This window comes from Variovorax sp. AC103 (genome assembly GCF_979254005.1).
In genome coordinates, this window is sequence record NZ_CEEDFC010000012.1 from 49,079 (window position 1) to 67,418 (window position 18,340).

The window sequence follows — 18,340 nt, forward strand, 5'->3', positions numbered from 1 at the left end:
CGTTGCCGCGCGTCTCAGGGGCGCCGAAGGGCGTCAAGCTCGGCCTCGCCCGCGAACGGCGCGGAGCGCGCGGCGCCTGCCTTGCGTTCGCTCTCGAACAGGTCGGCCTCCACCGGCGCTGCCTTGTTCGACCACGCGCCGCGTACATGGCTAGCGACAGCCGCCAGTTCCGCGTCGTTCAGCCGGGCGAACGAGGGCATCGCCCCCGAAAAGCCCTGGCCTTTGACCGTGAGTGAGCCCGTCACGCCGTGCAGCAGGATGTTGGCGATGACGCGCCCTGGTGCCGCGACCCACTCGGAGCCGTCGAGGGGCGGGAACACGCCGGGCAGCCCTTGCCCGCTTGGCTGGTGACAGGCCGCGCACTGCGTGGCGAAGAGCTGCGCACCGTCGGGCTTCGCACCGGGGCCCTGGACCTCCCGCGTGCCACGAAGGTCGGCCACGGTGCGCCCGTCGCCGTAGAACGCCGGGCCGGTGGGCTCCGAAAAGAGGATCTCGGCGGCGCCCGCCAGCACAACCAGCAGGGTGACCGCTGCCACGGCCAGCGGCGCAGGCCGCGTGCGCTCGACCGGGTCGGCGCTCTCGCGTTGCTGGGCATGGTCGCGCGGCGCTGAAGGCATGGGCATGGTGGCTTGGCGGATCAGGGTTTCGCGGGCGGTGCGGCGGCAGGTGGCGCCGCCTGGGCCGGCAGGATGGGATCGTCGTGCCTGAGCGCCTGCAGGTACTTCACCAGGTCGATGGCCTCGGGCGTCGGCACGACCACGCGGCCCGGCCCTGGCCCCCAGCCAGGCGGCAACGCCACGGGCTGCTCGTCGGGGTCGGGCGTCTCCTTCACCGTGAACAGGTAGGGGAAGGACGGCATGATCGAGCCCGCCACGAAGGCGCGCGGCTGGTAAAGGTGGCCCAGGTGCCAGTCCTTGCCCGGCTGCCTCACGCCGATGTTGAACAGGTCGGGCCCGGTGCGCATGCTGCCCAGCAGGTGCGGCTTGTCGTACACGTAGTCGCCAGGCACCGAGGGCCGCCCCCAGCCGCGCGCAGCATCGGGCCCCACGCGCCGATCGCGCGGCTGCTGGGTATGGCAATAGACGCAGCCGTTGGCGATGTAGACCTCTCGCCCGCGCAGCTGTGCCGCGCTGTACGGCTTGAGGCCGGGCGCAGGAGGAATGTCCTTCACTTCCATGTAGGGCATGACCACCAGCGCGGCGGTCGCACAGCCCAGCGCCACCATGGCGCCGGCGGCCAGGCGGATGTCACTGTCCATGGACAACGCCCGCCGGCGCCTCGCGGGCCGGCCTGCCCTGCTGGGCCTGCTGCCAGAACAGCGCCGCGCCGGTGCGCGCCGGCCCGAAGCGCAGCACCATCGCCAGAAAGTGTCCGACGAACGCCAAGTGTCCCAGCAGCATCAGCGAGCCCCCGGCGGAGCGTGTCTGCAGGTAGGGCAACGTGAGCCGCACCGATGCCATGAACGGGCGCGCCGCATCGAGCATCGCCTCGCCCTGCAGCCACCCGCCGACCGTGAGCCCGCCGAAGTAGATGCACACGCCCAGCGCCGACAGCCAGAAGTGCACGCCGATCAACCGCGGGTAGGGCCACTCCCAGTGCAGCACGCGGGGCATCATGAAGTACACCGCGCCGAACATCACCATCGACACGAACCCGTACGCCCCGAGATGCGCGTGCGCCACGGTGTAGTGGGTGAAGTGCGTTACCGCGTTCACGCCGCGCAGCGCCTCGAGCGAGCCTTGCAGGGACGATGCCAGGTACATGAAGCCGCCGAACACCATGAAGCGCAGCGTGGGCGAGTAGCGCGCCAGGTGCCAGCGGCCTTGCAGGGTCGAGGCCATGTTGATCCCGAAGGCCACGACGGGGATGATCATCATGACGCTCTGCACGATCGACAGCGTCACGAGCCAGCTCGGCACCGGCCCGCCGATGAGGTGATGTCCGCCCACCTGCCCGTAGAAGAACGCCAGCGTCCAGAAGCCCAGCAACGAGAGGTTGTAGGAGCGCACGGGCCGCCCGATGGTCTTGGGCAGGAAGTAGTAGATGGCGCCCACGCTCGCCGGCGTGAACCACAGCCCGAGCACATTGTGGCCATACCACCAGTTGGTGGTGGCCTGCTGCACGCCGGTGTGCACGCCCGGCAGCTTGGCCACCAGGAACAGCAGCGAGATCCACAGCAGGGCAGCCACCATGTACCACACGCTCACATAGAGGTGTTCCACCCGGCGGTTGGCCAGGGTGAACAGCGCGGGCAGGACCACCAGCACGAAGCCCGCGAACACGAAGCTGGCGATGGGCCAGGGGATCTCCAGGTACTCCATGCCGTCGCTCCAGCCTGCGGCGATGGCGCCGATGCCGCCTGCGATGCCGGTGTTGATGAGCGCCCCTCCGATCATGGCCCAGATGCCACCCGCCAGCGGGGTGCGCAGCAGCCGCGGCAGCACCCACAGGATGGTGCCGAGCGCGGCGTTGGTGATCCAGCCGTAGAGGACGGCGTTCAGGTGCACCGTGCGCAGCCGGCCGAAGGTGGTCCACGCTTGTGCGACCAGCCAGTCGGGCTCGTGCAGCTTGATCGAGGACACCAGCCCCGCGGCCGAGCCGACCAGCAGCCACATGCAGGCGAAGGCGATGAACATGAACACCGGAAAGGCCGAGGAACGGTCGGCGGCCAGCCGGTCGGCCAGCGCGGCGGCATCGACCACGTCCGCAGCGGTCCCCGCCGTCGCCGGTCCCGCATCCTGCGCCTCGTGCGCCTCCTGCACCCGCTGCACCTGCTGCACCAGTTCCGCTCTGTCAACCCTGTCGACCCTCAACGGTGTCGGCGTTCCCCGCGCGCCCCCCTGCAGCGCAGGCACCGCCGCACGCGCGCCGCCGACGCGGTCCGCCTTCCCCTGCAGCACGCGGCGCGCGCGGCTCACGAGCGCGGGGTCGTCGACATCGCCCACCTCGCCGCGCACGAAGATGACCGAGGCGCCGCGCGGGTTCTCCACCAGCAGTCCCTTGCGCAGCGACCAGATGAAGCCAAACAGGCCGATGAGCGACAGCACGAAGGCCGCAAGCAGGCTGAGCACGGTGCTGTCCATCAACGGGCTCCGCCAAGCGCAGCGCTGGGCAGCGGCAGTGGCCATGGAGAGAGGGACAGCAGCATCCGGCCAAGACTAGGCCGATGCGCGCGCGCCGCCTTGCAGGTTCTTGACGCGACTGGCCTGTGCATGCCGGGCGAGTGGCCCACTCAAGCGCGGTCGGCTCGCCAGGCCTGGGGAGGCTGTCCCGTGCGTTCGCGCACCACGCGAGAAAAATGCGATGTGCTCGCAAAACCCGCCTGGTGTGCAATCTCTGCCAGTGTGTGCACGCCGGGCGCGGACGCCCTGAGCAGGGGCACGGCCCGCTCGACGCGGGCCTGCAGCAACGCGGCCGCGAAGGTGGTCTTGCCTGCGGCCATTGCGTTGTGCATCAGTTGCACCGGGACATCCAGCGCAGCGGCCACGTCCGCGGCGGTCAGGCCCACGTCCGCGCAGCGCGCGCGGATGCCTTCGAGCGCCTTCGCCAGCAGCGCGGGTGCCGAGCGCGCATCGGCGTCGCCGGCCACCAGGGCCAGCATGGCGCCGAGCTGGTCGACGAGCACTGCATGCGGCAGTGGCGACGCGGCCACGAACTCGGGCGTGAACTGGCTGAGCATCGGCGACAGCACGCGGCCCCAGCGCGAGTCATGCCGGATGGTGCGTCCCGCGATCGCCAGGGGGTCCGGCAGCCAGGTCTGAACCCACGCCTCGGGGCACTTGACGATCACGCCGTGGAACCCCGTGGGGACATGCGTCTCGTGCGTGCCTTCGCCCATCATGACCACGTCGCCTCGCTCCAGACGCTCGTGGCGCCCCATGTGCGTGAAGGCCCAGGGCTGGCGCAGGCTCACGAACAGGTGGTAGCTGCGCTCGGCGCTGCGCTCCACGTCCGCCCGGGTGCGCAGCGAATGGTGCGCGGTCATGTCTTCCACCATGGTCATCAGGCCGCCGAGGCGCGCGGCGCGCAGCTCGACGTTGAAGTCGACCGGCACCTGGCGCCAGTCGGTCACTTGCCACAGCGAGTCCTTCATGACGCTCATCCAGCCATCGAAGCGCATGCCGGCGGGCAGGCTCCGCGTGGAGAAGTGCTGGATGGAGGGTTCGTCGTTCATGGGCGCGCTCCCGTCTGTTGCGGCGTGCGCAAAGTCTAGGGGCCGCCCTGCCCGCCAATGGTCTGTGCGTGCCAAAAGCCCGACCTGTCCAGCCTGTGTGCGCCAGCGCGGCGTAACCCGCCTTGCGGGGGGAGCCGCCTGTGGCCATACTTGTGAAGCGCCCCCGGCCATGCCGCCGGCCGCGTTCCCCCTGGAGGTCTTGAGTGCCGACCGTCGACAGTGAAGTGATTCAGCGCTGGTCCACCGCCGCAGTGCCGGCCTCCCAACGGCTGGACTACTTCGCCGCCGCGCTCAGCGAGGCTGTCAACCCGCTGCGCGTGTGCAAGGCAGATCCGCGCAGTTTTCATGCGGACCTGAGCTTCGCGAACCTGGGCGACATCGGTGTGACCAAGGCCACGGGCGGCGCCCACGGCTCCATGCGGGGACGCGCCGAGCTCGCGCTCAGCGGCGAGCACAGGTTCAACCTTCTCGTGTCGCTCACCTCAGCGTGGACGGCAGAGCATCGTGGCGCGCTGCGCATGGCGCCGCGCGACGTGCTCGTCATGGATTCGGAGTTTCCGACCCGCACCGACGTGCGCACCGCATTCACCGCGGTCAACGTGTCGGTGTCGGCGTCCTGGCTGCGCCAGTGGGTGCCCGATCCGCACGTGCTCGCCGCCCGCCGCATTCCCGGCGCCTCGCTGTGGGGACTCACGCTGTCGTCATACCTGAGCGAACTGTCGCCCGAACTCGCGGCCGCCCCGCCGCTGCCGCTGAGCGTCATCGCGGACCAGGTCGGCGCACTGCTGGCCTTGACCGCCGCAAACATGCGCACCGCCTTCAAGGCCCGCACCGTCGCCACGCGCGCGTTGCGCGAGCGCATCCAGGACTGCATCGCGCAGCGCTGCACCGAGCTGCACCTCACGGCGGCGGACGTGGCAGCGTCGGCGCAGGTGTCGATTCGCACGCTGCACCGCACGCTCGCCGCAGCGAACCAGACCTTTGGCGGCCAGCTGATCGAGGCCCGCTCGGGCGTCGCGGTGCGCATGCTGACCTCGCCGCTGTTTCGACGCGTGCTGACCGCTGAAATCGGCCACAGGGCCGGCTTCACGAGCCCGTCGCACTTCGCACGGGTGATCCGAATGCGCACAGGTCGCACGCCCCGGCAGTTGCGTGCGGCGGCAGGGGCCGCTGCGGAGCACGAAGAGGGCCCGGGCACGGCTTGAACGCCCGGGCAGCCGCACTCAGGCGCCACTCACCGTCAGGACGATCTTCCCGGGACGCGCCCCGGCGGCATCTTCCAGCATCTCATGGGCCCGCCTCGCCTCGCCCAGCGGCAGTTCGGTGCCGACATGGGTCACCAGATGCCCGGCATCCACCATGGCGGCCAGACGTTCCAGGCAGCCCGAGCCCACGCTCACGATGAAGAACACGCCGCGCACGCCCAGTGTGCCGGCCAACACCGCGTCGGGAGGTGTAACCGCGGACACCAGCACACCGCCGGGCGCGAGTGCGTGCATTGCACGCGCCTGCAGCGCGCCGCCAACCAAGTCGATCACCGCGTCGTACGGCCCGCCCAGTCCGTCGTCCTGCGTCGAACGGGCATCGATCACTTCGTGCGCGCCGAGCGACTGCAGCCGGACCGCCTCCGACGGCGAACCGGTGGCGACCACGCGGGCGCCTTCAACACGCGCGAGCTGCACGGCGAATGCGCCCACGCTGCCGGCGGCGCCCAGCACCAGAAGCCGCTCCCCGGCTCGCACGTCGGCATGCTCGAACAGCATCGCCCAGGCCGTGCATGCGACCACGGGCATCGATGCGGCCTGCACGAATGTCAGGCGGGCGGGCATGCGCGCGACCATGTCACGCTGCACCACCGCGTACTCGGCGTAGCCGTCCGTGAAAGAGGCGTTCGGGCAGCCGTACACCGCGTCGCCCACCGACAGCGAATCGACGCCAGGGCCGAGTGCTTCCACCACGCCGCTGACCTCGGAGCCGAGCGTCGCCGGCAGGTCCCGGGCGCTCAAACGCGTCGACTGGCCAGCGCGCAGCCAGGCGTCCCAAGGGCCCACACCCGCGGCCGCCACCCGGACCAGCAATTGACCGGGACCGGGTACGGGCCGTTCGATCACGCGCGGGCCCAGCACCGAGGGAAGGCCGAAGCGCGTGATACCGAAGGCAAGCATCGTGGGGCACGTGCCTGGGCGCGTGGTCCGTGGCAATGCCTTGCTGTCAGCGAGAGAATCCATGATCGCTCCTCAAATGGAGCACCGATCGTCGGACGGCACGCAGACTTTTTCTTTCACGAAACTGCCGTGATTCGCTTCAACCGCGCCACAGAGAAACAGGCTGCGAAGTGCGAGAGCAGTTGCGAAACGACAGTTATCTGGAGTCGGCGCATCGAATCTTCGCGGATGAGATACGTGGCAACCGAAGCTGTCCCGCTACATGGTGCGGCCAATGCTCTCCGATCACTGCGCGCGGATTCCAAGATTCAACGGAACTGGTTGCGGGGCACTTCAGGGGCTGCGGTTACAGCGCCGCGCGCGCGGCCTCCGCCGCAGCGGCGCTGGTGGCCGCCGTCGAAGGCGCGCGCACTGTCGCTCGCTTGGAACGTTCGCCGGCTGTTTTTGAGGCGTTGGCGGATATCAGTCTCCGAGGGTGGGCAGCGCCCGCGGGGTGATCCGGGCTCAGTGCTCCCGATCTGGCAGCGAACGCCGAAGTGGAAGCTATGCCATGCAGGACGACTGTCGGGTTCAGCCTTGCCGTCAGATACCGGTCGTGGGACGCTGGTCGGCCAAGGGCACTCGCGCGATCCTGCTGATTGCCTGGAGCGACGGCAAGGAAGCTGAAACGGCAGCAATCTTTGCGGGGCAAGGCACGCAGTCGCCCGAGCGTCGTGCCGTCGCTGGGCGGAAACGGACTATTTGCAGATCAGTTCGTGGCCTTCGGCGATCACAATGTTGCGGCATTGCTCGGAAATCTCCCCTGCGTCACGTCTGCAGCCCGGAGACTGCAAGAGCCACGGATAGCACCATCGATTTCGCCTGTGCAGTGTTGCGTTTGCATCCGCGCCGCGACAGCGCTCAGCCTGAGCGCGATGAATCACGCATCTCTACGTTACACTTTGAGACACAAAACCAACATGATGGCGCAGGCCCGTGGGTGCCCTCCATGCTGCTGACCAACACCCATGCAACCCCGCAAAATCCTTAGCCTCGTGGCCTGCGCCCTGCTCACGCTGACCATCGCTGCCTGCGGCGGCAGCAGCGACGGGGCTGCTGGCGCGCCCGCCCTTCCTGCCGCGCCGAACTCGCCCGTCAACTACAAAATCGGAGGCACTGTGGCCTATGGGCAGCCCGTCGGTGGGCAGGTCGTCCAGGTCAAGGATGCGACAGGCACGGTCTGCGCCTCTGCGACAACCGCCGCCGACGGCAGTTACGTCGCGGACACCACGCGCTGCGCCCCGGGGTCCGCCGCCGTCTCGCTGCAGAACTACACGACTCCTGCAGGCGCCTCGCTCGTTGCGGTCGCGGTTCCACCCCAGGGTTCCCCGGTCATCAGCGGCGTGGTCAACATCGATCCGTTGACCACGCTGATTTCGTACGCGGCCGCCAGCCTCGTCACCGACGCAGCGGCGCTCGTCGGCAATGCGCAGGTGTTGGCGCTGCTGCCGAAGGTCACGTCGGCGCAGTACCAGCAAGCGAGAACGTCGGTGCTGATCGCACCGTTGCTGCAACGGCTGCAGAGTGACCATGGGGTCGATACCTCCACCTTCGATCCAGGCACGACGCCGTTCGTGGCGGACGGCCGAGGCATCGACGGCTTCTTCGACGCCTATCCGCTGACCGCCACGCCGACGAGCGTCCAGTTGCAGGCGCCCGCATCGATCGGCCCGCTGGTTCGGGTGACGCTCCCCGTCACGCCGGGCAGCGGTGCCGTCGTCACCTCGACCACGGCATACAACATCGGCGGCACGACCACCGGACTGACGGCGGGCGATTCGATCGTCTTGCTGCTCAACGGCACCAACGCCTTCACGGTCGTCGCCAATGGCAACTTCACGTTTCCGACGCCTGTCGCCAGCACCTATACGGTCACGGTGGGCAGGCAGCCAGACGGCAAGACCTGCACAGTGTCCGACGGTTCTGGCGCAGGCATCGCTGCCAGCGTCTCGAACATCGCCGTCACCTGCTCCGCGCTGACCTACCAGGTCGGCGGTTCGGTCTTCGGACTGACCGGCACGCTCTCGCTGCTGAACAATGGCACCGACGCGAAGACCGTCAACGCCAATGGCGCCTTCGTCTTCGCCGCGCCGGTCGCGTGGCACGGCGGCAGCAATGTCACGGTCGGCACCCAGCCCTCCGGCCAGACCTGTACCGTGACGAACGGCCTGCAGCTCAATATCGGGGCCGATGTTTCCAACATCAACATTCTCTGCGCGACCCATACCTACACCATCGGCGGCACGGTCAGTGGTTTGAGCGGCACGCTCACGCTGCAGAACAACGGTGCCGATTCGCTCGTGCTCAATGCCGACGGCGCATTCGTCTTCGCGACACCGGTCGCGTCGTCGAGCGCCTACAGCGTCACCGTGAATGCACAGCCTGCGGGCCAGACCTGCACGGTCGGCAGCGGCTCGGGGACGAATGTCATGGCCAACGTCACCAATGTCGACATCACCTGCGCGACGACGCCGCAGCCCGTGTTCATCTACGTGCCGGACTATGGCAACAACCGGGTGCTGGGCTACCGCCTCGACACCAACACCGGCGCCTTCGAGACGATTTCCGGCGGCCCCTTCGCTGCCGGCTCGGACCCTCGCTGGGTGTCGACCGCCACCACGCCGGGCGGCACCTTCCTGTATGCCACCAACCAAGCGACCAACGATGTCTCCGGGTATCGCGTCAACATGTCGAACGGCACGCTCACGCCGCTTTCCGGCAGTCCTTTCGCGGCGGGCGCACAGCCTGGGACCATCACCATCCATCCGGCCGGTACCTTCGCCTATGTGGCCAACCAGCAGGGCGGCAGCGTGTCGGGCTATGCGATCGATCAGGCCAACGGCACGCTCACGCCCATGACCGGAAGCCCGTTCGCAGCGGGCGCGATTCCGATCCGCGTCGCCATGAATCCGGCAGGCACCTTCGCGTATGTCGCGAATCAGAACGGAGGCGACGTCTCCGGCTACCGCATCGATCAAACCTCCGGCGCGCTCACCCCGCTTGCGGGCAGCCCGTTCGCGAATACCGGTAGCCCTCGTTCTGTCACGGTCCACCCAGGCGGTGCCTTCGCCTACGTGGCGAACGACGAAGCCAGCATCTCTGGATTCAACATCGATCCTGGCACCGGCGCGCTCACGCCCATGGCCGGCAGCCCCTTCGCCGGCGCCGACCCGACCTTCGGGTGGCGCGCGATCGCGGTCAATCCGGCGGGCACCTATGCCTATGCAAGTGCGGGCGAGAACGGCCCGCTGTTGGTGTTCGGCATCAACCCGGGCACTGGCGTGCTCACCAGCTTGCCAGGCAACACCTTCCAAGCAAATACCGGCGATGGTCCCCTGTACACGACCTTCGACGCGACCGGCGACTTGGCGTACGTTGGCAACTTCATCACCATCACGCTCGCGCTGACGCGCGTCAATCCGCTCACGGGCGCGCTGACGCCTTTGCTCGGAAGTCCGTACTACATCGGAGCACGGCCGTTCAACCTGGCGGTGGTCAAGCCGTGATCGACGGCGCAGTGGCGGTCAGCCGACACCGGGCCCGAGGCCGAGCGGTGGCATCTCCCGGTTTCACGCGAACCAACTTACCAGAGCCCATGAGAGATCGTGCGTTGAAGACACAGACGCTCGCATCCATGGACAAAATCGCCACGCCACCGAATGCCAGCGCATCAAAGCCTCTGCTGACAAGGTCTCGCCGGTAAGGTTGTCCACGATCGGCTGGTAGTGCATGAACAGCTCCTTTCTGGGAACCGCCTCGCGCAGCAGCGCATCGATGGTGAGCACTCTGTACGCACGAGCAAACCATGAGGCGACGCCGAGCGCCGTGCCGACGCCGACGAGAATTCCTGTGAAGATGAGCCCCCAGGTGGGACGCCCGCCGCCGCCGGCCCGGCCCCATGGTCCTCCATCCAAAGTCCGGCTCACCTGCGTGTGTGCAATGGCCTATGGCTGGACGCCGCGGAACTCAGTCCAGCGAACCGACGCCCTGGCGAGCTGGCAACATCACTGCATATGGCATCCACCCCGCGGCCCCATCGGACGCATCGCTGCGATGCACAGGCTCAATCTGCGAATGACCTCTTGACGGTTCACCACTGGCCGGGGGGGCCGGACGCCACCCGATCAACGACCATCAAGGACGTTGCGCCGCAGAAAGTCGAGCACCACTGCGTTAAAGACAGCCGGGTTGTCCCGGTGCACGCCATGTCCGCTGTCCGGTACTTGCAGCAGTTGCGCCTGAGGCATCAAACGCGACAAGGCCATGGTCGTGGCGCGATGCACTTCCAGCGTGCGCTCGCCGTACAGCAGAAGTGTCGGCGCATCGAATTGCCGCAGCGCCTCATCGTCGAGTGAGGGAAATGGCTCCGAGGAGATCAAGAGCGCGCGCATCGCCTCGGCATTGCGCAACCGCCGCTCGCGTCCAGCAGGGGTGCTGGATTCGCCGGGGCCCGAGCCATTGATGCCCTCGGTGAGCAGGCGTACTGCCGATTCACGTTCGCCCGCCGCGAAAGCCTCGGCGGCAGGGTCCATCACCTCTCGCTGGAAGCGCAGCCTCGCATCGCGGCCTCCTTCACTGCGGTCGGCAAACGGCAGGACGGGAGGCTCGGTCAGCGCGAGGGCGCGGACCTTGCCTGGATGCGCCAAAGCGAGCTGGAGCGCTGTGAATGCGCCGTAGGAGGTGCCGATCAAGATGGCCGGCGCGGCGTGCCAGCGGTCGAGGAGAGCTGACAGGTCTTGCGCTTCAGCAATCACGGAATGGCTCCGGCTGTCGATCGTGTTCCGGTTCGGGCTGCTGTAGCGTCGGCTGTAGGTGATGCAGCGGAAATGCGGTGTGAAGGCCGCCCACTGCGGCGCCCAAGACGACCAGTCTCCCATCCCGCCGTGGACGAAAACAAGCGTCGGTCCCGAGCCCTCCTCGGCATAGTGGATGTCTATGCCACCGGCGATCTCGGCGCGTTGCAGCGGCCGCTGTTCGAGAGCGCTCATCATTCGACTTTCAGATTTGCCAACAAGGGGCTCAGGCGTGACTCCTCGCGCTGCAGGTACTGCTGGAAGGCTTTCGGATCGCCGGGTTCTGAAGCGATGCTGCCGGCCTTGAACTCTCCCTCTACGTACGTCGGGTCTGCCAGCACTTCCCTCATTGCTGCCGCCAGCCGCGCGACCACCGGAGAAGGGAGGTTTGCGGGTCCGAACAAACCTGTCCAGAGATCTGCCTCGGCGCCTTTGACCGCCTTGCTCTCATTCACCGTCGGAATTTCAGGCGCGGTCGGATCTCGCCGTGCCGAGATGATGCCGAGAGCCTTGAGCTTGCCGGCCCGGATCATCGGCAAGGCTCCCGTCAATGCCATGGTGCCAACTTGAACCTGGCCGCCCATCAGGTCGTTGAGCAGCGGAGCGCCTCCCTTGTAGACGACCGGGCTGACCTTGAATCCTGCGGCCTCCGCAACGAGCGTTCCGCCTATGGTTTGAATCATCGCGACCCCGGTGGCGCCTAGAAGCAAGGGCTCCTTGGCCCGCGCGACCATGGCAGTCAGCTCGTCGACGTTGCTGGCAGCGAGCCCGGTGTGCGCGACCAATACCGTGCTGTTGGTCGACAGTTTGGCGATGGGCGTGAAGTTTCGAACCGAGTAGCCCGACTTGAGCGCCGCAGGCCCGACGATCAAGTCATTGACCGATCCCAAAAGCAACGTGTACCCATCGGCCGGCGCCCGCTGAACCCTCTTGGCGCCAATGGTGCCGGAGGCCCCAGCAACGTTCTCAACCACAACGGTGCTGTGGAGGCGCTTGCCAAGTTCGACCGCAAGGGTGCGACCGATGCGGTCCACCGAGGCGCCGGCGGGATATGGCACCACCAGCGTGATCGGCTTGTCAGGGTAAGCCTGTGCCCAGGCCAGGGGGGCAGCGGTGGCGACCGTGATGGCGATCAGCAGCGATCGGCGAGTGAGGTGGCGCTTCATGCAGTCTCCAGGCGCCGGTGAAAGCCGGCAAGATTTGATGGGCGAAAGATCTCGGCTCACGTGGCGAGGCCACTGGGCAGGCTGCTGATCCTTCGTGCGGTGCGACGTCAGCCAGTGTCGAAGCTTCGGGAATAGGCGTCTAATCAAATATTCCGCCGCGATATAGGCGAATCCAATACCATCGCCAGGACGATCTTTCGCTCGTCGCCATCATGCGTACCTCCGCCACGACCCTTCGCAACCGCCTTCTGAGCCGCGCCCGATTGCGCCACCTGCACGTCTTCGTCACGGTGGCCGAGGTGCAGACGGTCAAACGCGCTGCCGAGACCGTGGGCATCAGCCAGCCGTCCGCGACGCAAGCGCTGGCCGAACTGGAGCGTTTGCTCGAATGCACGTTGTTCTTGAGACATGCACGAGGCATGGCCCTGACGCCAGCGGGCACACAGTTGCTGCCACTCGCCCGCCGAACGCTCGGAATCATGGATGACGCTGCCACGCAAGCTGCTGCGCTGGCGCAAGGCGCCAACGAGGTGGTCCGGGTGGCTGCCATCTCGGCCGCCATCGAAAGTCACCTGGGCAAGACGGTTCATGATTTCACCCAGTTGCATCCGAGAGTGCTTGTGCATCTGCAGGAGGCCGACGCATCCCGACAAGCGTCACTGGTCGCAGACGGTGACGTGGACTGCGCGTTCTGCCGTGCACCTGCTGTCCTACCCGATGGATGGTCCTTCACCTCTCTTTGGCCGGACCGGTTTGCCATCGTCGCGGGTCATGCCCATCCGCTCGCTCGCAAGCGCCGCGTGACAATGTCAGACCTCGTGGCCGCCACCTGGCTCGTGACGCCGACATCGATGGCCGCGCGGGAAGCATTCGATACGTTCTTCGCGCACGTCCCAACGCCGATAAAGACGCATGGTGTCGTCACCAACTCAGCCACCATGCTCTCGAGCCTGCTCTCGCAACAGCATCTGCTGAGCTTCGTTCCCGCCAGCATCGTGCGAAGTGGTGTGGCGTCCGGCCTGCTCGCAGAGATCTCGTGGACCCAGCGTTTTCCTTTTCTGCCGATCGGACTTCTTGTTCCGCACCACGGCCTGGGCCCGGCGCTCGACAGCTTCACGAGCTACATGCAGAAGACGGCCAGCGATGTTATGCAAGACTGGCCCAAGCCCTGAGAGCGTTGAAGCCATCCGACGTTCCTTGGCTCACCGTGTGCTTTGTGGAACGCAGGGGACGCAGTCGTGTGCACTCTTGCGGCCAAGTCGAACGTTCTGACCGCGGCATCTCACGGTCGATCACTCGCCGCTCATGACGGCGAGTCCCCTCTTGTCGCGCGACGTATCACGGAGTCGGAATCGGGCCGCCGTCGATCACATGCGCTGAGCCGGTGATGGACGCTGCCCGGTCTGATGCCGGGAAGGCGATCGGGTCGGCCACTTCTTTCGGGGCGGCCGGTCGTCCCAGCGGCATCCGCCAAGCGACTTCATGATGACCTGCGCCGCTTCCTCGCAGCCCATGCCGGCCTCCTCGCGATGCGCTGCGCGAGACCATTGGCAATCGGACTGGCAATCCAGCCGGGTGACACGAGCCACGCTCACCCCTTTCGGAGAGACCTCCTGGGAGATACTCTTGCTGTAGGTGGCGAGCGCCGCCCTGGCTGAAGCGCAGGCCCTGGTCGCCTCTGATAGCGGCAGGCAGCTCTGGCTCGACGTGACGTGGATGACGACGCCGCTGCCTTGGGCGACCATGCCGGGAACAACGCACGATCGAGCCTGACCGCCGGAAAGAGGTTCAGGCCAAACTCCTTGCAGCCGAGTTCGGCCGCGGCCAGGTTGCGCACATTGCCTTCTGCTGGAGTGCGCAAAGAATATGGCTGCACCGGGTCCGTCGGAATTCACCAGGAAGTGATGCGCGAGCGAAAGAATTCAGGCGCTGATGCCTGGAGCATCGTCCGGCACGGCACGTCCTATCCGCATGGGTTACCGGTGTGCAATAAGCGAGCAGCCATCCCACCTTGACCAAGTGATAGCTTACCGAGCCGCAGACTTCGGCAATCCTCCAAAACCAGGAAACTCGCATTTGGTAGGGCGTTGTTCGTCGCACTCGGCGTGCTAACGGCCACCGAAGCAATGTGCCCCTCTGATTCGCGAGAATTGCGGTTCCATGCCTCATCTGATTCCCGAACACGCTCTCGCCGGAAATTCACGCCAGCTCATCGAAAAGCAATGCCCAAAGCGAGGACGCCCCAAGCAGGAATGGCTGCTGTGCTTCGCGTATGTCTCCGCGCTGTTGCTCGCCGGTGGATGCACCACTGCAACGCCTGCTGCGCCGGTGGTCTTCCCGGGCGCATCCTGGGCGACGGCACCTGAGTCTGAACCAGGCAGCATCTGCCGCCGCGAACTTGACGCCACCCGCATCTACCTGAGCACGCTGGACACGACCGCTCTCATGGCGGTGCAGGATGGCCGCGTGCTGTTCAGTGAAGGGCCGGTCCAGACCGTCAGCATCGTGTTCTCTGTGCGCAAGAGCGTGCTCTCGATGATGTACGGCAAGTACGTAGCCGACGGCACCATCGACCTCGACCGCACGCTGGCCGACTTGAGCATCGACGACGTGGGCGGCTTGCTGCCCATCGAGCGGCAGGCCAGGCTGCGCGACCTGCTCACCGCGCGTTCGGGCGTCTATCACGCCGCCGCCAACGGCGGAGACGACGCGGCGGCCGCGCCGCCACGAGGGTCGCACGTGCCCGGCAGCTATTTCCTCTACAACAACTGGGACTTCAACGCCGCGGGGACCGCGTTCGAACGCCTGACCGGCAGGAGCATCTACCATGCTTTCGCGGAAGATCTGGCCACACCTCTGCAGCTCGAGGATTTCGACTTGGCCCGCCACGCACGCAGCGGCGACGCGCGGCGCTCCGAGCACCTGGCCTACCCCTTCTACCTGTCCACGCGCGACATGGCGCGACTGGGTTACCTGATGCTGCGCCAGGGCAATTGGCAAGGCCAGCAGCTCGTGCCGGCCGAGTGGGTCGCCCAAATGACGCGGCAGACCACGCCCGCTGCACAGATGCATCCGCCGCACACGGCGCGGCGCGGCTTCGGATACGGCTACTTGTGGTGGCTGCTCGACGAGCCGCAGGACTCGCCGCTGAGCGGCGCGTACATGGCCTGGGGCGTGCATGGCCAGTACATTCTCGTGGTGCCGAAGCGGCAGATGGTGATCGCGCACAAGCGCCAAGTGCCCGTCGCGGGCAACTGGAACGTCAGCTGGGTCGGCCCGGTGGCGTTTCTGCGCGCAGCGCGAATGTTGGCCGCAGCACCCTGCCGGGTGGGAGAGCAATGAGTTCGCTGCGCGTACGACGAAAGGCGACGGCGGATTCAACCGGTCGATGCAACACACTTATAACTGCGTAGGCAGAAGGAGTGTTGCAGATGAAGTACCGGACACGGACCTACTACACGAGTGCCCAGAAGGCATTGATGTGGGAGCGGTGGAGGGAAGGTTGGACCCTTCACCAGATCGGCCAACTTTTTGACCGACCTCACACTTCCATCCAGAACATCTTGTCCAAGACCGGTGGCATTCGACCTCCGGAACGACGACGCAGTGCCAATGCGCTGACTTTGGCAGAGAGAGAAGAGATCTCCCGCGCTCTGATGGTTGGTGAATCGATGCGTTCAGTGGCCGCCCGACTTGGCAGGGCACCGTCGACCATAAGCCGCGAGATCGGGCGCAACACAGGGAAAGACGGGTATCGGGCGAGCGTTGCCGACGAAGCTGCCTGGAACCGTGCCCTGCGGCCGAAGCGATGCAAGCTGGTCAAGAACCGGGCGCTGGCTGGCGTCGTGGCGGACCTGCTTCGAGTGCTGTGGTCGCCGGAGCAGATCGCCGGCTGGCTCAAGCATACTTATCCGAACGACCCGAGCCTTCATGTGTCACACGAGACCATCTACCGCAGTCTTTTCATTCAAGCGCGTGGTGCATTGAAGAAGGAGCTGCTGGAGCACCTCAGACGCACGCGCGGCATGCGACGCTCTCGTTCCTATACGCAGAAGACTGCGATCCATGGGCAGATTGCCGATGCCGTGTCGATCAGCGAGCGCCCCGCATCTGTCGAGGACCGGGCGGTGCCTGGTCATTGGGAAGGTGACTTGGTGTTCGGCAGCGGGAACAGCCAGATCGCCACGTTGGTGGAGCGGCAAACGCGATATGTGATGTTGGTGAAGCTCGAAGGCAAGGACTCGCAATCGGTGGTCAACGCGCTGATAAAGAACGCGCGCAAGTTGCCGCAGGAGCTCTACAAGTCATTGACCTGGGATCGAGGCACGGAGATGCATGGTCACAAGCGATTCACGATGGCCACCGACATCCAGGTCTACTTCTGTGATCCCCAGAGCCCCTGGCAGCGCGGCAGCAACGAGAACACCAACGGGTTGCTCAGGCAGTACATGCCGAAGGGCATGGACATCTCAGGGTTCTCACAGCTTCAACTCAACGCGATCGCGAGACAATTGAACGAGAGGCCGCGAAAGACGCTCGGCTTCCATACACCTGCTGAAATGTTCAGCGAATGTGTTGCATCGACCGGTTGAATCCGCCGCCCTAAGCTGCCTTTCATCTGCGCTGCCAATTGTGCGGAAGCAGTTCGTCGATGCGGCTGTTCAGATGCGTGGGCAGTCTGGTCAGCACGTCGTTAAGGTACGCGTGCGGATCTTGACCGTAATCGCAGGCGCGCAAAGGCTGAGAGGCCATGCGCGCCAGCGCCGGGCGATCAAGACGGTTTCGGGAGTCTCAGGAATGGAGTCAGCGACGCTTCAATCCCGAAGCGTGAACACCACCGAAAGGTATGACACCGGGCGCGTGTGGATGGCCTCGATGCCATGCAAGGCCGTCGCATCGAAGATCAGCGAATCCCCTGCCCCCACCGTGACAGTTTTGCCGCCGTATCGGTAGGTGACCTCTCCGGACAGGAAGTGTAGAAACTTCAGGCCCGGGTGCTGGAACGTCACATAGGGCTGCGCATCGGGCAGTAGGGTGACCAGGTAGGGCTCGACGAACAGGTTCCCCGACAGCGAGTGACCCAGCAGCTCGTAGCGGTAATCCGCCACCGCACCGATCCGGTCGACCACGAGCCCTCGACCCGCCGGCACATGACAGAAGTCCGTACGACGCGCCTGGTCACCGAAGAAGCGCGACACAGGCACGTGCAGCCCCTGCGCGATGCGATCCAGCGTTTCGACCGAAGGGGAAACTAGACCGCGCTCGATGCGCGAGAGCATCGAGCGGGAGACCCCGGCAACCGACGCCAAGCCCCCGCCAGAGGTCCCCGCGGCCATTCGCAGCGCCCTTACCTGCGCGCCGATGCGAGCCGCGGACGTGCTCCGCGGAACAGGCTTCGGCTGCTTGGGATGCTCCTTCGCAACAGATATAGGCAACCTAAACGGCCGAGCTGTAGGAAAAGGCGATGCGATGCGACCTTGAGTCATTCACAGCTCTCGTTGCAACCTTCGAGCCCAATAAGTAAAGGCCTTTCACTCACCACAACCCGTTTTAAGTGACGATTAGGCTACAGGATAACATGTGACGATAAGTCCGTGGTCGATTAGTCCACAAACCGCGCCAATAGGAGGGTGAAGTCACTATCAATTCGGTTTGGCGAACGTCTAAGGGAGTTGCGAAAAGAGCGAGAGCTCTCGCAAGAAGAGTTCGCGGCCGCATGTGGTTTTGACCGTACATACGTGAGCGGAATGGAACGGGGGGTTCGCAACCCTTCGCTGGCGGCAATAGAAACCCTTGCCGGAGCGCTTGGGCTCCCAGTTGGCGAATTATTTAAGGGACTATAGTGCCCACGGGCTAGCAGCCAGTTGATTTTTATGGATATCCTGCCTCGCGGGGGGTGCGGACGAAAACTTGGACTACCAGAAGGTAGGTCATGTATTCCTACGAAGATCGGATTCGAGCCGTTGAGCTCTACATCGAGCTTGGCAAACGCGTCAGACCCAC

General features: G+C 65.9%; 16 protein-coding genes and 2 pseudogenes. 7 read left to right on the forward strand and 11 right to left on the reverse strand.

Annotation, left to right across the window (positions count from 1 at the left end):
* Positions 1-14: 14 nt before the first annotated feature.
* The 4 genes from AC0IYU_RS18375 to AC0IYU_RS18390 all read right to left on the reverse strand — a co-directional run bounded on the left by AC0IYU_RS18375 (position 15) and on the right by AC0IYU_RS18390 (position 4,174).
* Positions 15-623, reverse strand: coding sequence for a c-type cytochrome (locus tag AC0IYU_RS18375; RefSeq protein ID WP_472119797.1), 609 nt, complete (start codon positions 621-623; stop codon positions 15-17).
* A 14-nt stretch (positions 624-637) separates the two neighbouring features.
* On the reverse strand, positions 638-1,258 hold the full coding sequence (locus AC0IYU_RS18380) for a cbb3-type cytochrome c oxidase subunit II (protein ID WP_472119800.1): 621 nt from the start codon (positions 1,256-1,258) through the stop codon (positions 638-640).
* Positions 1,248-3,083, reverse strand: coding sequence for a cbb3-type cytochrome c oxidase subunit I (locus AC0IYU_RS18385; protein WP_472119803.1), 1,836 nt, complete (start codon positions 3,081-3,083; stop codon positions 1,248-1,250). The genes AC0IYU_RS18380 and AC0IYU_RS18385 overlap by 11 nt, the downstream gene beginning before the upstream one ends.
* 149 nt (positions 3,084-3,232) lie before the next feature.
* A complete protein-coding gene (locus tag AC0IYU_RS18390) occupies positions 3,233-4,174 on the reverse strand; it encodes a helix-turn-helix transcriptional regulator (protein ID WP_472119806.1) in 942 nt (313 codons plus the stop codon).
* Between the two features lie 203 nt (positions 4,175-4,377).
* On the opposite strand from AC0IYU_RS18390, the gene AC0IYU_RS18395 reads away from it, so the two are divergent.
* Positions 4,378-5,379: an AraC-like ligand-binding domain-containing protein gene (locus AC0IYU_RS18395; protein ID WP_472119809.1), complete on the forward strand. Its 1,002-nt coding sequence runs from the start codon at positions 4,378-4,380 to the stop codon at positions 5,377-5,379.
* Between the two features lie 18 nt (positions 5,380-5,397).
* On the opposite strand, the gene AC0IYU_RS18400 is transcribed toward AC0IYU_RS18395, so the two are convergent.
* Positions 5,398-6,402 (reverse strand): NADP-dependent oxidoreductase, encoded by a 1,005-nt coding sequence (locus tag AC0IYU_RS18400; RefSeq protein ID WP_472119812.1) that lies wholly within the window; start codon positions 6,400-6,402, stop codon positions 5,398-5,400.
* 107 nt (positions 6,403-6,509) lie between these two features.
* Here AC0IYU_RS18400 and AC0IYU_RS18405 point away from each other — a divergent pair, with 107 nt between their 5' ends.
* Complete coding sequence (locus AC0IYU_RS18405; RefSeq protein ID WP_472119815.1) at positions 6,510-6,836, forward strand: LmrA/YxaF family transcription factor; 327 nt, start codon at positions 6,510-6,512, stop codon at positions 6,834-6,836.
* 510 nt (positions 6,837-7,346) lie between these two features.
* A complete protein-coding gene (locus AC0IYU_RS18410; protein WP_472119818.1) occupies positions 7,347-9,884 on the forward strand; it encodes a beta-propeller fold lactonase family protein in 2,538 nt (845 codons plus the stop codon).
* 63 nt (positions 9,885-9,947) lie between these two features.
* Here the strand turns inward: AC0IYU_RS18410 and AC0IYU_RS18415 are convergent, their stop codons facing one another.
* From AC0IYU_RS18415 to AC0IYU_RS18425, 3 genes are all read right to left on the reverse strand, one after another.
* Positions 9,948-10,163: an EAL domain-containing protein gene (locus AC0IYU_RS18415; protein ID WP_472119821.1), complete on the reverse strand. Its 216-nt coding sequence runs from the start codon at positions 10,161-10,163 to the stop codon at positions 9,948-9,950.
* A gap of 339 nt (positions 10,164-10,502) precedes the next feature.
* Positions 10,503-11,366 (reverse strand): alpha/beta fold hydrolase, encoded by an 864-nt coding sequence (locus AC0IYU_RS18420; protein ID WP_472119824.1) that lies wholly within the window; start codon positions 11,364-11,366, stop codon positions 10,503-10,505.
* Entirely contained in the window at positions 11,366-12,337 is a 972-nt protein-coding gene (locus AC0IYU_RS18425) for a Bug family tripartite tricarboxylate transporter substrate binding protein (RefSeq protein WP_472119827.1), read from the reverse strand. Before AC0IYU_RS18425 ends, AC0IYU_RS18420 begins: the two co-directional genes overlap by 1 nt.
* A 212-nt stretch (positions 12,338-12,549) precedes the next feature.
* On the opposite strand from AC0IYU_RS18425, the gene AC0IYU_RS18430 reads away from it, so the two are divergent.
* A complete protein-coding gene (locus AC0IYU_RS18430; protein WP_472119830.1) occupies positions 12,550-13,509 on the forward strand; it encodes a LysR family transcriptional regulator in 960 nt (319 codons plus the stop codon).
* A 166-nt stretch (positions 13,510-13,675) separates the two neighbouring features.
* Here AC0IYU_RS18430 and AC0IYU_RS18435 read toward each other — a convergent pair.
* Positions 13,676-14,141: pseudogene (locus AC0IYU_RS18435) on the reverse strand (SDR family oxidoreductase); the annotation flags it as partial.
* A gap of 356 nt (positions 14,142-14,497) precedes the next feature.
* Between AC0IYU_RS18435 and AC0IYU_RS18440 the strand changes: the two are divergent.
* Both AC0IYU_RS18440 and AC0IYU_RS18445 read left to right on the forward strand, forming a co-directional pair.
* On the forward strand, positions 14,498-15,679 hold the full coding sequence (locus tag AC0IYU_RS18440) for a serine hydrolase domain-containing protein (RefSeq protein WP_472119832.1): 1,182 nt from the start codon (positions 14,498-14,500) through the stop codon (positions 15,677-15,679).
* 89 nt (positions 15,680-15,768) lie between these two features.
* Positions 15,769-16,929, forward strand: a complete 1,161-nt coding sequence (locus tag AC0IYU_RS18445) for an IS30 family transposase (RefSeq protein ID WP_472119835.1) — start codon at positions 15,769-15,771, stop codon at positions 16,927-16,929.
* Between the two features lie 22 nt (positions 16,930-16,951).
* On the opposite strand, the pseudogene AC0IYU_RS18450 reads toward AC0IYU_RS18445, so the two are convergent.
* Together AC0IYU_RS18450 and AC0IYU_RS18455 are read right to left on the reverse strand one after the other, a co-directional pair.
* Positions 16,952-17,056, reverse strand: a pseudogene (locus AC0IYU_RS18450) (transposase domain-containing protein); the annotation flags it as partial.
* A gap of 95 nt (positions 17,057-17,151) precedes the next feature.
* Complete coding sequence (locus tag AC0IYU_RS18455) at positions 17,152-17,700, reverse strand: helix-turn-helix domain-containing protein (RefSeq protein WP_472120125.1); 549 nt, start codon at positions 17,698-17,700, stop codon at positions 17,152-17,154.
* Between the two features lie 267 nt (positions 17,701-17,967).
* Here AC0IYU_RS18455 and AC0IYU_RS18460 point away from each other — a divergent pair, with 267 nt between their 5' ends.
* Positions 17,968-18,180 (forward strand): helix-turn-helix domain-containing protein, encoded by a 213-nt coding sequence (locus AC0IYU_RS18460; RefSeq protein WP_472119838.1) that lies wholly within the window; start codon positions 17,968-17,970, stop codon positions 18,178-18,180.
* Positions 18,181-18,340 lie beyond the last annotated feature (160 nt).

Coding starts and splice junctions, on each gene's coding strand:
- AC0IYU_RS18375 (WP_472119797.1), bottom strand. CDS start 623: ATGCCCATGCCTTCAGCGCCGCGCGACCATGCCCAGCAACGCGAGAGC.
- AC0IYU_RS18380 (WP_472119800.1), bottom strand. CDS start 1,258: ATGGACAGTGACATCCGCCTGGCCGCCGGCGCCATGGTGGCGCTGGGC.
- AC0IYU_RS18385 (WP_472119803.1), bottom strand. CDS start 3,083: ATGGACAGCACCGTGCTCAGCCTGCTTGCGGCCTTCGTGCTGTCGCTC.
- AC0IYU_RS18390 (WP_472119806.1), bottom strand. CDS start 4,174: ATGAACGACGAACCCTCCATCCAGCACTTCTCCACGCGGAGCCTGCCC.
- AC0IYU_RS18400 (WP_472119812.1), bottom strand. CDS start 6,402: ATGGATTCTCTCGCTGACAGCAAGGCATTGCCACGGACCACGCGCCCA.
- AC0IYU_RS18410 (WP_472119818.1), top strand. CDS start 7,347: ATGCAACCCCGCAAAATCCTTAGCCTCGTGGCCTGCGCCCTGCTCACG.
- AC0IYU_RS18420 (WP_472119824.1), bottom strand. CDS start 11,366: ATGAGCGCTCTCGAACAGCGGCCGCTGCAACGCGCCGAGATCGCCGGT.
- AC0IYU_RS18425 (WP_472119827.1), bottom strand. CDS start 12,337: ATGAAGCGCCACCTCACTCGCCGATCGCTGCTGATCGCCATCACGGTC.
- AC0IYU_RS18430 (WP_472119830.1), top strand. CDS start 12,550: ATGCGTACCTCCGCCACGACCCTTCGCAACCGCCTTCTGAGCCGCGCC.
- AC0IYU_RS18440 (WP_472119832.1), top strand. CDS start 14,498: ATGCCTCATCTGATTCCCGAACACGCTCTCGCCGGAAATTCACGCCAG.
- AC0IYU_RS18445 (WP_472119835.1), top strand. CDS start 15,769: ATGAAGTACCGGACACGGACCTACTACACGAGTGCCCAGAAGGCATTG.